Annotated in this window: 9 protein-coding genes and 2 pseudogenes; all 11 read right to left on the bottom strand. The window is 53.8% G+C overall.

All coding sequences use genetic code 11. The features are described from left to right. Nucleotides 1-13: 13 nt before the first annotated feature. Nucleotides 14-1,441 carry a glycoside hydrolase family 43 protein gene (locus tag JI735_RS32675; RefSeq protein WP_039833180.1) on the bottom strand — a complete coding sequence of 476 codons (1,428 nt, stop codon included), beginning with the start codon at nt 1,439-1,441 and terminating at the stop codon, nt 14-16. Nucleotides 1,442-1,490: 49 nt separating this feature from the next. Continuing rightward, nucleotides 1,491-2,507 (bottom strand): endo-1,4-beta-xylanase, encoded by a 1,017-nt coding sequence (locus JI735_RS32680; protein WP_039833179.1) that lies wholly within the window; start codon nt 2,505-2,507, stop codon nt 1,491-1,493. Between the two features lie 126 nt (nt 2,508-2,633). Then, entirely contained in the window at nt 2,634-4,148 is a 1,515-nt protein-coding gene (locus JI735_RS32685) for a response regulator transcription factor (RefSeq protein ID WP_202676821.1), read from the bottom strand. Next, complete coding sequence (locus tag JI735_RS32690) at nt 4,141-5,949, bottom strand: sensor histidine kinase (RefSeq protein ID WP_039833175.1); 1,809 nt, start codon at nt 5,947-5,949, stop codon at nt 4,141-4,143. Before JI735_RS32690 ends, JI735_RS32685 begins: the two co-directional genes overlap by 8 nt. A 23-nt stretch (nt 5,950-5,972) precedes the next feature. After that, the gene (locus JI735_RS32695; protein ID WP_202677725.1) at nt 5,973-6,617 is read right to left on the bottom strand and encodes a helix-turn-helix transcriptional regulator; all 645 of its coding nucleotides are present in this window, start codon (nt 6,615-6,617) and stop codon (nt 5,973-5,975) included. After that, nucleotides 6,593-7,552: a response regulator gene (locus JI735_RS32700; protein WP_202676822.1), complete on the bottom strand. Its 960-nt coding sequence runs from the start codon at nt 7,550-7,552 to the stop codon at nt 6,593-6,595. The genes JI735_RS32695 and JI735_RS32700 overlap by 25 nt, the downstream gene beginning before the upstream one ends. A gap of 80 nt (nt 7,553-7,632) precedes the next feature. Beyond that, a pseudogene (locus tag JI735_RS32705) lies at nt 7,633-8,543 on the bottom strand (carbohydrate ABC transporter permease). Nucleotides 8,544-8,557: 14 nt separating this feature from the next. Further along, the gene (locus JI735_RS32710; protein ID WP_039833172.1) at nt 8,558-9,544 is read right to left on the bottom strand and encodes an ABC transporter permease; all 987 of its coding nucleotides are present in this window, start codon (nt 9,542-9,544) and stop codon (nt 8,558-8,560) included. Between the two features lie 111 nt (nt 9,545-9,655). Beyond that, complete coding sequence (locus JI735_RS32715) at nt 9,656-11,338, bottom strand: type 2 periplasmic-binding domain-containing protein (protein WP_039833171.1); 1,683 nt, start codon at nt 11,336-11,338, stop codon at nt 9,656-9,658. A 512-nt stretch (nt 11,339-11,850) separates the two neighbouring features. Further along, nucleotides 11,851-12,099, bottom strand: coding sequence for a glycoside hydrolase family 95-like protein (locus JI735_RS38035; protein ID WP_411830147.1), 249 nt, complete (start codon nt 12,097-12,099; stop codon nt 11,851-11,853). Nucleotides 12,100-12,153: 54 nt separating this feature from the next. Then, nucleotides 12,154-14,096: pseudogene (locus JI735_RS38040) on the bottom strand (glycoside hydrolase family 95 protein); the annotation flags it as partial. Nucleotides 14,097-14,106: the final 10 nt, after the last annotated feature.

Consider the following 14,106-nt stretch of genomic DNA (forward strand, 5'->3'; position numbering starts at 1 on the left):
GGAATGAAATCCATTACTCCATAAACTGCCATGATTCCAGCTTGAACAATCCGGTCCCGGTTGTACCCTTAAACACCAGATACAGGTCGTGGACTCCCTCTGCTCCGCTAACCTCCGTCTTAAACTCCATCACTTTCTCCGGCCCATTCGCAGCAGGAACGGACAGCTCGCCAACCAATACGCCTGCCGGGTCATCCAGATGCAGCTCGATGTTTCCGCCGCCCTCAAGGCATATGACCGAAGCACTGAATGCTCCTGCCCCTGTGCTTCCGAAGTCGACCCCGGATAACCCGATCCAATCGCCATTGTCAATATCCGTTACAAGCCGTTTCCCCGCCGATGCCATAAATTCCGTTTTGACGCCCGCACTCCACCCCATCGTTGCAGCCAACACGCGGTGATACGGGTTGAAGCATCCAATCTGCTGCACCCCCTTGTAGTCGGCTTCAATATTCTGAATGGAGCCATCCTCCTTATGGGAGAGGCGCCCCAGATGCGTCGAACGGTAGCCGTTCGCAATCCCCTCTGCCTTGGACAAGGTTTGTGCGTGATAAGCGATATACCATTCGTCATGATATTGAAAAATCGCATGATGGTTATTGCCCGACACTCCGAAAAAATGTCCCGGATTCTTCAATATCGTCTTATGATATGTCCAGGGACCCATCGGGCTGCTGCTAGTCATATACGCAATCTCTCCCGCAGGAGGACTGCCCTCCGGACGTTCCCTATCATAGAAATTAGAACAGTAGGTATAATAGTAGACGCCTTCCCGCTTATGTATACCGGCATCCTCAAACATAAATGGTGCTGGAATAACCTCAGCAGTCCCCTCTACGCTGATCATGTCATCTCCAAGCTTCATGACCCGTGCTGTGCCAGGCTCCGCAAACTGTCCTTCGGGTACACCCCCTCCGAAATAGATATAGCCCTTGCCGTCATCATCAACCAGAACCGCCGGGTCAAACAGCCAGGTTACGTCCTCGACTCCCGGGGTGGAACGCAGAATCAGCGCCTCGCCGATGGGGTCGGTCCACGGTCCCAACGGACTGTCACCCGACAGAACACCAATGCCGCTGGCATTATTGGCGAAGTACAGGAAGAACTTATCTTTGCCGCCGATCACCTTATGGACCGCTGCAGGCGCCCATGACTGGGTAGCCCACTTGGCTGCCCCTTCCTGCCCTGCCACCGCAATCTCGCCATGATCGGTCCAGTTAACCAAATCGCTGGAGGATATGACCGCAATCTTATTGATACTGCTGTAAGTGTTCTCTTTCACCACGCCGTTCCCGTCATACTCCAGCGCGTCATTGGTCATGTACAGATAGACCCTGTCGCCGAACACCAGGGCATACGGATCGGCCCCGTATCTATGCGCTACGAGCGGATTACCGTTCGGCGGAACCTTTCCGATGGCTTGATTCAATGGACTTGTCATTGGATTTCCTCCACTTTTCTTAAGTTTTCCGGGCTTCTATTCAGTGTTATCATTTCGAAGCCGCCAGATCGGCAAGGCGTCCGAATGAGGCTTTGGGCTGCCGGTGTTCGTCAAACAGGAACGGCCAGTTTTTACGTCCGCGCACCGGGAACCCGTCCAGCCACGTATAGTCGTCAGCTACACCCCAGAAGGTAACGGAATCTATGGCGTTTCGATATTCCAGGAGCAGGGCAAAAATCTCCGCATAACGCTCCTCTTGGAGCTTCAGCATCTCATCTGTTGGCGCTTTCAAATCCGTCCGCTTGTCTTCGAACCGGAACATCGAGAGGTCCAGCTCGGTAATGTGGATTCTAACGCCAAGAGAAGCGTACAGCTCAAGGGCGCTACGGATTTCACCGATTGAAGGACCATAGATATTCCAGTGCGCCTGCATGCCTATTCCGTGAATCGGCGTATTCTGGTCGAGCAGGCTGCGCACCAGCTTGTAGATTTTGCCGCTCTTGACAGGATCGGTCTCATTATAGTCGTTGTAGAACAGCAGAGCGTCAGGGTCAGCCTGGTGCGCCATTTCAAAGGCCTGGCGGAGATAATCCTCGCCGATGATCTCAAGCCACCGGGTATCCCGCAGGTACTGGTCTGTTTTATCCTCAATCGCTTCATTCACTACATCCCAGGCATACGCCCGTCCCCGGTAACGGCCCACTACCGTGTTGATATGGGTCTGCAGGCGGGCAAGCAATTGCTCTCTGCTGCAGGTTCCGCCTTCCGCATCCCGGAACATCCAGTCTCCGGTCTGGTTATGCCACAGAAGCGTATGCCCCCGGACGCCGATCCCGTGCGACTCTGCGAATTCGAAGATACCGTCCGCAGCCTCGAAGGTGAATTCGCCTTCCTCCGGCTGAACCAGAGCCGGCTTCATCTCATTCTCGGCGGTGATGCTGTTGTAATGCCTCGCGATGAAAGGACCCTGGGCAGCTATAATGCCAGTACTGACGGCAGCCCCTATTTTAAAGGCCTCCCGGAACATTTCATGTAATGCAGGAATTTCGCTGTTGGCTTGCTTCATTTTTGCTAACCTCCTGTATTTGACAACATTTTTTGGGACAACTCTCTCTATCTTAACGCATTTGTATGCGTTTACCATTACCAAAGTAAATAGATGGACCCCAAATAAATAATTGCACCCTATTTCTTATCTGCCCTGAGCCTGTGCCCGGAACTGAACAGGCTTCAGCGCCGTCCGTTTCTCGAACTCTCTTAAGAAATGATGATAGTGTACATAACCGACACTCTCCACAATGCTTCTGACTGTATCATGAGTGTCGATCAGCCGCTTCTTGGCTGCTTCGATCCGCAAATTATGAATGTACTCAAGAATGCTGATGCCGTGCTTTTTGATAAAGGCCTGGCCCAGATACACCGGATTGATATAGAAATGCTCCGCAATCTCTTTTACCGTCAGATGCTCTGAATAATGTTCTCTTAAGAAGCATTCAACGCGGATCAGCGGATGCTCGGAGTTACGCTCCTTGTGCTGCCGGATATAATTCATACTGGTTCCTAGCGCCGTCTCCAGAGTGATCTGCAGGTCTTCCAGGGATTTGGGCTCGGTTCTGAAAAAATCAAGCATGCCGATCCACTGATCGTCCGCACCTCCGAATTCCTTCAGCAGCTCCATGCTCCGCAGCATGATATCCATGCCCATCATCTGGACGACTCCCGGATCGGTCCGGTTCTCCCTGAACACGCTGAACAACTCGCCCAGCTTCTCCGCGGCCTTCTGTTCATGCAGCCGCTCCACTGCGCTGATGATCTCTTCAATCAGCTCTGCGGATGGGAGCGTGTAGTTCACCTGGCCCTCGGCTTCACTGGCCGAATCGACCGGACCGCACCCGTCCGAATAGAAGTAATGGCGGGCCGCAGCGCCTGCCGCTTCGCGGTAGGAGACCGGCAGCTCGCGGAGGGACCGCACACTTGGCCCAATGCTGACCGAACCCTTTACTCCGCTGCGGGTCAGCCCGGCGTACAGCTCCTCCGCCAACCCCGCCGCCGGTGACGAGCTCTCCACGACCAGCCCGGCCTGATCTCCGGGCAGATCAATGAACATGGCGCCTGCCGGTCCGGCCAGCTCCCGGCAGAGCTCCGTAATATTGCTGCTGTGGCCTTCCACATGCACATACGTCCAGCCAGCGGCCGCCTCATCCAGACGGTCCATCTGCTCGGCAGTCTCTTCATCCGGCTCCGCCCAGTGCCCCTCAAGCATGCGCGCAATGGCGAGCGGCAGCAGCCGGCTGGCCAGCATACTCTGCTGCATGGTCTGCTTAAGGCGCAGCTCCAGTTCGTCCGTAATATCGGTAAGCACCTTATCCCATTCCGCATCGACGACCGGCTTCAGCAGATAATGTCTCACCCCGTAACGAATAGCTGTTCTGGCGTATTCAAATTCGCCGTAGCCGCTGAGCACGATGAAGATCGGCTGCTCCATGTCAAGGCTGCGTACGCGCCGGATCAGCTCAAGTCCGTCAATCTCGGGCATGCGGATATCCGTAATCACAAGATCGGGCGAGCTGCGGATAATGGCGGCCAGCGCCTCCTCCCCGTTCTCGCAGGCGCCGCATACCTCGAAGCCCAGCTCCTCCCAGTCGGTCAGCGTCCGCAGCCCCTCTAATGCAATGGTCTCATCATCTGCGAGCACTACTTTATACATGAGATCCCTCCTTTACCGGAACCAGACTCAATTCCCCCGGAATCTGGATGGTAATGACCGTCCGTTCGGACTCGGTGCTCTCAATGCTGAATGTAGCTTTGCCGTTGTAATACAGCATCAGGCGTTTATACACATTGCGGAGCCCGACATTCTGACCCGTATCCTCCTCTGTTTCCAGATGGGACTTGATCCATTCCAGCTTCTCCTTCTCAATTCCTTTGCCATTGTCGGTCACCATAATCAGCAGCCCCGTCCCATTCCGCGAAGCGGACACGTGGACTTCCCTTGCCCATTTGACCGACTGCAGGCCATGCTTGCAGGAATTCTCCACCAGCGCCTGAATACTCATCTTGGGAATCCGGCAGTTCAGCACCTCAGGCTCGATATCCAGCACATAAGAGAACCGGTTCTGAAAGCGGAACTTCTCAATCTGCAGATACATCTCAATGAAGGATACTTCCTCCTCCACCGTAATCAGATCATCCTTCCAGCTCAGCAGCCTGCGCATTATCAGGGCCAGATTCCGGATGACATCGGTAACTTGTTCATATTTATACTTCTTACAGATGACCAGGATCGCATTCAGCGTATTGAACAGAAAATGAGGGTCCACCTGGCTCTCCAGATATTTCAGCTCCGCCCGCACCCGTTCCAGCTCCAGATCCTTCTTCTGGATCTCCAGCTTATAGACATCATTGATCAGATTGCGGATTTTGTCGGTCATCAGATTGAAGCTGCGGATCAGACCGCCGATCTCATCCTTCCCTTCATACATATCAATGCTCTCGAATTGTTCGTATTTGACAAGCTTCATATGTTTGTAGAGCAGCCTTACCCGCAGATTGTAGGAGCGAATAATAACAATCATAAGCAGGGTGGGAATGATGATCGTCAGCAGGACCAGAATCAGCGAGTTCCTGAGTGCGCGGTCCATCTCATGGTTGATCTTACGCCCTTCCGGAGTTCCGACCAGCCGCCAGCCCTTAGTGTAAGCCGCACTGCTGAGCGCCCGGACAATCTGCTTGGACGGCTGGTCAAGGCTGGTGTCCACATTCAGCAAGGCACTCGCATCCAGCGAGGAGAAGGAACGGTCCGAGGCCAGCACGACCCGGTTCTTCTCATCCAGCAGCTTGAAATCCAGATAGTCACGCTCCTTCTGGAACAGCTCCTGCATATTGTTCAGCCGCAGATCGATCCTCAGATATTTCGTGTAGGGCTGGCCCGTGAAGTTATCCAGTTTGCGGATCAGGCTGACCAGCACCTCCTGCTGCGGCGGATTCAGCGGGTTGGTTCCCTGATAAGAAGTCAACAGCACTTTGTCTGTGCTGCTTGAGATTTTGCGGTACCATTCACTTCTCTTATCCGCGTCCGACAGAATGAAGTAGCTGTTGCCGTTCTGGATCGTCGGATTAGTGGTGTATATGCCCATCCAGGAAATATAGGAGTGAAGATTGCTGTACTGCCGCAGCTTATCCTTCAGAGAATCATTATAGGCATCATAATAAGCCTCATTATCCGGGTAGGCGGAATCCATCATCTCCATATAGGGCCGGTCCGCAGCCACCGTGTTGCTGATCGCCACGCATTCGTTCACGATCTGCATCAGGTCATAGACCACCCGGTCTACTGATATCTCCAGATTCTCCCTCTCCCGTGCCTCCACATTGCGGCTGATCTGTACATAAAAGAGGGCATTGATGCTAAGTATGGGGACGAGCACACACAGTAAGTAGATAAACAAAAACTTGTATTTGAGCGGAATATCATTGATGAAGGCAGATGGCTTCCGGTTATCCTTCATGCAGGCCCCTCCTCCCTGTTGAATTAACTCTTCTTGTATACAGAAGGCGTCACTCCGTTAAGCGCCTTGAACTTGGCGGCGAACACATCGGCGTCTGAATAGCCCACTCTGCTTGCAATATCTGATATTCCCATATCGGTCCGGCGCAGCAGCTTCTTCGCTTCTTCAATACGGAATTCATGGAGATAATCGTTGAAGGAGCTGCCGTAATATTTCTTGAACCGTTGTCCCAGGTAGGCGGAATTTACATGCAGGTGCTTGGCAATATCCTGCAGCTTCAGCTTCTCCTGATAATGCCCGCGGACATACTCGATCGCTGCGGCCACGATCTGATCCTCCGCCCTGCCGTCCGCAGCCGCTGCGAACCACTCTGCTGCCTCGCACAGTTCCTCCTCTATCTGACGCTCAAGCAGCGGAAGACAGCTGGCCGTATGCCGGGACGGGAACCATTTCTGCACCCACTGCGCATAGTCTCCCCCTCTGGCGGTAATTTCACGTAGCAGCTCAGCTTTGACGTTGGCCAGAAAAGCGTCGATCCAGGAGCTGGAAGCCACCTCCGCCGAGAAAATCCTGAACACCTCGCCAAGCTGATCCGTGAGGTGATCGACCTTCCCTTCGGTGACGGATTGCAGCAACGACCGTCTCAGCTCTGCCGGAAGCATGGCCATCTGCGTCTTATCCTGCTTCTCGAAGAAGCCGGCCACCCCGCCCCCGGGCCATCCGGCCTGCACAGTTCAGCTGCCAGCGCCTCATGGTATGCCGAATTCAGAGTCTCCGGGCCCTGATGCTGAAGACTTGCCGAGAAAAAGACCGGCGTGCTGTACAGCGGCCGCATCTCCTCCATCCACCGGGTAAGCAATGCCCGGTCAAGCGCCGGCCCTTCCTGCGGGGACACCAGCAGATACCCGTGCTTCCCGCTGCCTGCGGTGAACGGATAGACCCTAATGCTGCGCAGCGGCTCCTTGCCGCTCATGGCAGCGACCTGCTCACGCATATGCAGGCTGTCCGGCGCTGCTCCATGGACCAGAACACAGCATAGCCGCGAGGCGGGGGAGATCCCCAGCGTCTTCAGCCCCTTCTCCCGCTCCTCCTCCGTATTCTCCCGCATCAGGAGCCGGGATACCATATCCTCCTGCATCAGAGCCGAGAGCGCATCACGCCGTGAGGACGCCTTACGTTCTTTGAGGATCTGTTCCGTTACCGTCTGCAGCGCCTCCGTCAGCTCCGTTTCATCCAGAGGCTTGGTCAAATAATTGGATACTCCGTATTTAAGGGCCCGCTTGGCATACTCAAAGTCAGCATAGCCGCTAAAAATAATAAATTTCGGCTGGAAATCGCTTTCAGAGGTTCTTCGGATGAGCTCAAGGCCGTCGATGACCGGCATACGCACATCGGTGATAACCAGGTCAGGGCGGGTGCTGCCGATTAGCTCAAGCGCATCCTCCCCGTCCAGCGCCTCGCCGCATACTTCATAATTTAGTGCCTCCCAGTCGACCAGGAAGCGGAGTCCTTCCAGCATAATCGGCTCATCGTCGGCAAACAGTACCTTAAGCATGGGATCACCATCTTTATATAAGTAGTTGGAGCCCGCAGGACTCCCCATGTTGAACAGGAGAAACCGCTTCGGCCGCACCCGAAACGGTTATAGTATACATATTTTCCTTATATAATACATAGTGACAATTACTCTTTCACGCTTCCCAGGTTCAATCCTACCACGAAATACTTCTGCAAAAAAGGATAGACGAACAGAATCGGAACCGCTGTAACGATCGTAATTGCTGAACGCATGGAGGCTGGCGTAACCAGTGACTGGACCTGATTGTTCTGGTTTCCGGCAAGCATCGAAGGATCATTGTTCGCACTCATGATAGAGCCCAGCATCTTCATCATTTCATATTGCAGCGTGCTAAGCTTGAGATCCGAGGAGGCATAGAGGAACGTATCGAACCAGGCATTCCAGGAGCCTACCGCGATGAACAGGGCAACGGTTGCCAGTACAGGCGTACAGAGCGGGAAGATGATTTTCCAGAAAATTCTGAATTCTCCCGCCCCGTCAATCTTCGCCGATTCGGTAAGACTGAACGGAAGCCCGCGGATATACGTCCGCATGATAATCAGGTTGAACGCGCTGACCAGACTCGGCAGGATATAGACCATGAAGTTATGCAGCAGGCCCATATTCTTGATCAGGAAGTAGTTCGGAATCAGCCCGGCATTGAAATACATCGTCAGGATGAACAGCAGGCCGATCTTTTTGCGAAAAATATATTGCGGCTGCGCCAGTGCATACGCCAGCATCGTAGTAAGGAATACACCCAGCACCGTTGAGATGATCGTACGGGATACCGAGATAAATGCGGCATGATAGATCGTGCCTGATATAAAGACCGCCCGGTAATTCTCCAGCGTCCATGCGCGGGGCCAGAGATAGATCCCCCGGCCAGCGTGTCGCTGCCGTCATTGAAGGATACCGCCAGCGTCTGGAGGAACGGATAGAGCGTGACAGTAACCACAAAGAGCATAAATATCGTGTTGATCGTATGAAATACAACCGGCTCAATCCGGCTTGAACCTTTGGTCCCGGCTTTCATATGGGCTTCCTCCTCTATAGTAATCGCTCTTCGCCGAGGCGTTTTGCGACATTGTTTGCGATGAATACGAGAATGACACTGACAATCGTTTTGAAGATCCCTGCCGCCGTAGCCAGCGAGTAGTTCCCCATAGCCAGACCATACTTCACTACAAAGATATCAATGGTTTGCGAATAGTCCACAGTAAGTCCGTTGCCCAGCAGATATTGAAGCTCGAAGCCGGCATCCAGAATATGTCCAATGTTCATAATCAGCAAAATAACGAATGTAGCTTTAATTCCCGGAAGCGTGATATAACGCATCTTTTGAAAACGTTTCGCGCCGTCAATGGATGCTGCCTCGTACAGGGAAGGATCGATGGAGGTGATGGCAGCCAGATAGATGATCGTACCCCAGCCCACCTCTTTCCACACATTCGCCGCCCCGATAATGCCCCAGAAGTATTTCCCCTCACTGAGCCACATAATCGGATCTTTAATCAGGTGAAGCTTCATTAGAACGACATTGACAATCCCGCCATCGATGGAGAGTGAAGTGGACACAATCCCCGCAGCGATAACCATGGACAGAAAGTGCGGCAAATAGGAAATCGACTGAACTGCACGCTTGAAGAACTTGAGCTTGATCTCATTCAGCAGCAGAGCCAGGCCGATAGCCGTAACCGTACCCAATACCAGGTTAATAAAACTCATGGCAATGGTGTTGCGCAGTACCAGCATAAAGGTATCATCGGAGAATAAAAACTTGAACTGCTGCAGGCCTACCCATTCCTGCTGGCCAAAGGACACCGCCGGGCGGTAATTCTGAAAGGCCATAAGCCAGCCCCAAATGGGAACATAGTTGAAGATAATCAGATACAGTGCAATGGGCACAGACATAAAAATAAGCTGTTTCTGTGTTTTCAGTGTTTTCCAGCTGAGACTCACACCGATTTCCGGATCGATTTTGCTTTTTCGGGTCTTCTGTTTTTTGACCTGTTTGTCCAGTACGGCATCAGACATGTTGTATTCCCTCCTGTAAAAATCATTCTCTCCACGCAGTCCTATTCACGCAGTCCTATTTAGGAAGAGCGGGAAATAGCATTTCCCGCTCCTTTTTCTGTACTGAATGACTTACTTGACACTCCATTTTTCGATACGCTGCTGAATGCCTTCATTCATCCGGTCTTCATAGGCCTTGATGTCCAGCTTGTGGATTCTGTCCACATAATCCTGCCACACGCTGTCGAACTCTGCAGGGCTGGCCATAATGGCTTTCGGCAAATATTTGATCTGGAGGTCATTCAGTTTGGACTGTGCGAGCTGGGCTGGTGAACCATCCTTAAGCACGATGGAATACGCAGGGAAGTAGATATTGTTCTCTTTTGGTTCCTTGAAGAATTCAGACCAGGATTTCTTGTTGTACGCCTTCAGAATCTTCTGGTCGTAAGGCTTCAGGCTGTCGAAGAATTCCTGAGGCTGTGTACCGGCATCTGCTGCGTTACCGTCGCTGTACGTACCTTGAATCTTGGGCATGTAACCGAACATCCCTGAGATTTTGTTGGCAACCTGCCAGCTGGTCTGATCCGCATTCGCCCGTTGCTCAGGCGTACGGTAGAAGGAGCCGTCTGCGTTCACTTCATAATCTTCGCCTTTCACGCCCCATTGAAGCGTCTTCTGCCAATCCTCGGTAATCATCTTATCCCAGAATTTGATAATGCGGACAGGGTCCTTGGCATTGATCGAAATTCCGAATCCGCGGTTAGTGCCGACCGCTCCGCGGTCACGGTACCATTCTTCTGCGCCCGGATAGAGCAGAGGGAAGCCGATATACGTATTTTCCAGCTTGCCTTGGGAGATCAGGGATTTCTCGCCGTCCTGGAAGTTCCAGTGCTGGTCGAACATCCCGATTACCTTGCCGCTTGCAATCTTGGCCAGATACTGGTCATAGTTCTGAACGAAGGCTTCTTTATCCATCAAGCCTTGAGCGTTAATCTCATTTAGCTTCTTGTAATAGGTCTTGGAGATATCCTTGTCGGCAAAAATCTGTGCTACATTGTTATCTACAATAACGGCCCCGTCATTCGGATGCCCCGACAGATGCTCTGGGGGATTCTGCAGCGGGAACACGCGCCAGTCGAAGTTGAGTGATTCGAACCCGATCATGTCCGGGTGTTTTTCTTTATATTTGGCAATGATATCGAAATACTCATCCAGGGTCTTGGGAGTAGGGTAGCCCATTTCCTCAAGCACGCCCTTTTGCAGCCAGAAGCCTGGCCCCTGGTAAGTAGGCTCGGTAATTTTACCTTGATAGACGCCATAGCTTGGCAGTACGTAAATGTGCCCGTCACTCTCATCCTTGATCTGGTTCCAGACAGCACCATAATGCTTCTTCAGGTTGGGAGCGTATTTCTCAATCAGATCCTCAAGCGGAATGTACGCCTTGGCGTTGATTAATTTGTCGTCGCCCGACAGGATGTCCGGGTAGTCGCCTCCGGCAATCATGACACCCAGCTTCTGCTGCAGGTCGCCGACCAGGAATTCCATGTTGAAGCTGATCCCGGTCTCGTCCTTAATCAGTTTCAGAATCTTATTGTCAGGCGTTGGCTGTTGTCCGGGACCGTTCATGAATACCGAGAAGGTTACCGGAGCCGTGTCGTCTCCGGCTGCTGCCGGGCTGGCATTTCCTCCAGTAGCGGCATCCTTGGTGCCGGTGTTGCTGGTGTTATTGCTTGATCCACAGCCTGTCAGTGCCAGTGTGAGTGCTAATACACCGGCTGCAGCGGCTGCTGCTGAACGTTTTGCCGTTTTGTGCATGTTGTTATGCCTCCCCTTTTTGGCTAATCGCTTATGCTTCTAATTTCTCCTGGTGACAACTTTAATTATACGTTTTCAGAATGCGCTTACAATTCATAGAATATAGGTCTTCCCCCTGAAAATTCATAAAAAGAAAGCGATTGCTTGCAGCGCGGCAGCGGAATTGCCGTTCTTCCTGAGCTGGCTGCGCCTGGCGCCTGAGCCTGCTTGCGGCCTCCTCGGGTTGGCCGGATTTTGACAAATTCAGGCGAATTCAGGGGCACTAATGCTCATCATTTGGCCCACGTGCCGCCACCCAGTAGATTGTTGTGTTCGGGTTTTCGCATACATTCGGCCCACGTGCCGTCCCCAGCAAATTATGTTCGGTTTTTCGCATACATTTGTCCCACGCGCCGCCATCTCAGCACATTGGCTTTCTAGCCAACCACAGCAGAAAGGGATTGACGCAAATGCGCCAATCCCAGTGTACTATCCTTATTGTATTCGTCAATCCGGCAGCCTGCTGCCCGGCTTCAGCGGGTGAATGTATACGTGCTTCCCGCTTCTCCTGTGAACGATACGGAATCAAGTCCCGGACCTTCGAGCCGGCAAGGGCCGGATACGGTACATGTTACCACTGCTTCCGCAACGAGTCCACCGCTCCAGGTGAAATCGAGGGTATAACCGCCTCTTGCCCGCAGACCCTTGACACTGCCCTCGCTCCAGCCCGCAGGCAATGCAGGCAGTAGTCTGATACTATCTGTATGACTCTGCAATAGCATCTCCGCGATGCCCGCTGTTCCTCCGAAATTCCCGTCAATCTGGAACGGCGGATGATTGTCGAACAGGTTAGGCAGGGTCGAATGCTCCAGCAACGCCCGCACATTGGTATAGGCCTTGCCCTCATCCTGGAGCCGCGCCCAGAAGTTAATGATCCAAGCCCGGCTCCAGCCAGTGTGTCCGCCGCCGCCGGCCAGTCTGCGCTCTAGCGTTGTCTGGGCGGCTGCTGCCAGTTCAGGCGTCCCCGGGACCGTGAAGGCGTCCCCGGGATACAAGGCGAAGAGATGGGAGATATGGCGGTGACCCGGCTCGATCTCGTCATAATCCTCCATCCACTCCTGAATCTGCCCATATTTGCCGATCTGCGGTCCCGGCAGCCGGTCCAGCGCCGCGCGAAGCTCTTCGCGGAATACCTCATCCCGCCCGATAATCTCCGAGCTCTGGACACAGGCCTTGAACAGCGCCTCAATAATCTGGAAGTCCATCGAGGCTCCGGCGCACAGCACACCCGATTCCCCGCCGGGAAGCTGGTACGTGTTCTCCGGCGAGACGGACGGGCAGGTAATCAGCCGGCCCGACTCATCCTCTATCAGGTAATCCAGCAGGAATTGCGCAGATTCCTTCATGGTATCGTAGGCATTCGCCAGATAATGGCGGTCCTGGCTGAACCGGTAATGCTCCCACATGTGCAGGCATAGCCAAGCTGCGCCCAGCGGCCAGAACGATGCGGGCAGGTACGTATCCTGCGGAGCAGTATCTGCCCAGATGTCCGTATTGTGGTGTGCCGTGAAGCCGCCGCAGCCATACATCACCCTGGCGGTCACCCGTCCCGGCTCACGCATCCGTTCGATCAGATCGAACAGCGGCTCATGACATTCCGCCAGATTGCAGATTTCAGCCGGCCAGTAATTCATTTGCGCATTAATGTTTATCGTGAATTTGCTGTCCCAGGCCGGGGTGAAGCTGTCATTCCAGATGCCCTGCAGATTCGCAGGCAAGGAGCCTGGGCGGCTGGAGGCGATCAGCAAATACCGGCCATATTGGAAGTAGGTTGTGATTAGCCCGTGATCCTCTTCCCCTGCCGGAAGCGGTTCAGCCGTTCGCCGGTGGGCAATGCGTTCAGCTCGGGGTTCTCCGGGAGCGTGAGCGTAACCCGGCCATACAGGCTGCGGTAATCCGCGACATGACGGGCAAGCAGCTTGTCATAAGGAACCCTACTCAGCTCTTCAAGCTGCCGCTTGGCATGAAGTGCCGGATCGGGATGGCGGAACGTGGTTCCTGCGGCAAGCAGCAGCGTGACAGAGCTTGCCCCTTCCACCAGTACATATTCGCCGATGTTGCGGCAGGTGCCGTCTTCTGTGACGGCCTTCAATACGGCAGCGAAGGAGCTGCCCCCGCGCCCGCCGCATTCTCCGCCCATCACCAGTCCGCTGTCATTCCATTTCTCGGTCTTCTCCAGCATTCTCCAGTTCTGGCGGTTGAACCTGGCCTTCAGGGAGATTGCGTTCTTCTGATCAGAGGTAATCCGCACCACGATGGCCTGATCCGGGTAGCTGGCAAACAGCTCACGGGTATATCGTACCCCGCCGGTCACATAGCTCACCCGCGATACGCCGCGTTCCAGATCCAGCTCCCGGCTATAATCTTCCACTGGCTGCTCATGTCCGCCGAACGACAGCAGCAGGTCGCCAAGCGGCAGATAATGGCGCTGCGCTTCCGGCAGACCCACCATCGTCATGGCCGCCAGCTCCTCCGCCTCCCGCAGCTTGCCTTCAAGAATCAGCTGGCGGAGCTTCGGCAGGTTGGGCAACGCATCTTCATTGTTGCGGTCACGCGGACCTCCGTACCAGACGGAATCCTCATTGAGCTGGAGCTTCTCCTCGGCCGCCCGGCCGAAGATCATGGCTCCAAGCCGCCCGTTGCCGATCGGCAGCGCCTCATTCCAATTCTGTGCCGGTTCACTGTACCATAACCGCTGGCTGTGTTCCTTGCTTGTCATCGCTTTTCCG

This window comes from Paenibacillus sonchi (assembly GCF_016772475.1).
GTDB classification, from domain to species: domain Bacteria; phylum Bacillota; class Bacilli; order Paenibacillales; family Paenibacillaceae; genus Paenibacillus_AQ; species Paenibacillus_AQ sonchi.

What these genes read in the sequence shown, in the direction of transcription:
- JI735_RS32675 (WP_039833180.1), bottom strand. Translation starts at nt 1,441, where the DNA reads ATGACAAGTCCATTGAATCAAGCCATCGGAAAGGTTCCGCCGAACGGT.
- JI735_RS32680 (WP_039833179.1), bottom strand. Translation starts at nt 2,507, where the DNA reads ATGAAGCAAGCCAACAGCGAAATTCCTGCATTACATGAAATGTTCCGG.
- JI735_RS32685 (WP_202676821.1), bottom strand. Translation starts at nt 4,148, where the DNA reads ATGTATAAAGTAGTGCTCGCAGATGATGAGACCATTGCATTAGAGGGG.
- JI735_RS32690 (WP_039833175.1), bottom strand. Translation starts at nt 5,949, where the DNA reads ATGAAGGATAACCGGAAGCCATCTGCCTTCATCAATGATATTCCGCTC.
- JI735_RS32695 (WP_202677725.1), bottom strand. Translation starts at nt 6,617, where the DNA reads ATGGCCATGCTTCCGGCAGAGCTGAGACGGTCGTTGCTGCAATCCGTC.
- JI735_RS32700 (WP_202676822.1), bottom strand. Translation starts at nt 7,552, where the DNA reads ATGGGGAGTCCTGCGGGCTCCAACTACTTATATAAAGATGGTGATCCC.
- JI735_RS32710 (WP_039833172.1), bottom strand. Translation starts at nt 9,544, where the DNA reads ATGTCTGATGCCGTACTGGACAAACAGGTCAAAAAACAGAAGACCCGA.
- JI735_RS32715 (WP_039833171.1), bottom strand. Translation starts at nt 11,338, where the DNA reads ATGCACAAAACGGCAAAACGTTCAGCAGCAGCCGCTGCAGCCGGTGTA.
- JI735_RS38035 (WP_411830147.1), bottom strand. Translation starts at nt 12,099, where the DNA reads ATGCTATTGCAGAGTCATACAGATAGTATCAGACTACTGCCTGCATTG.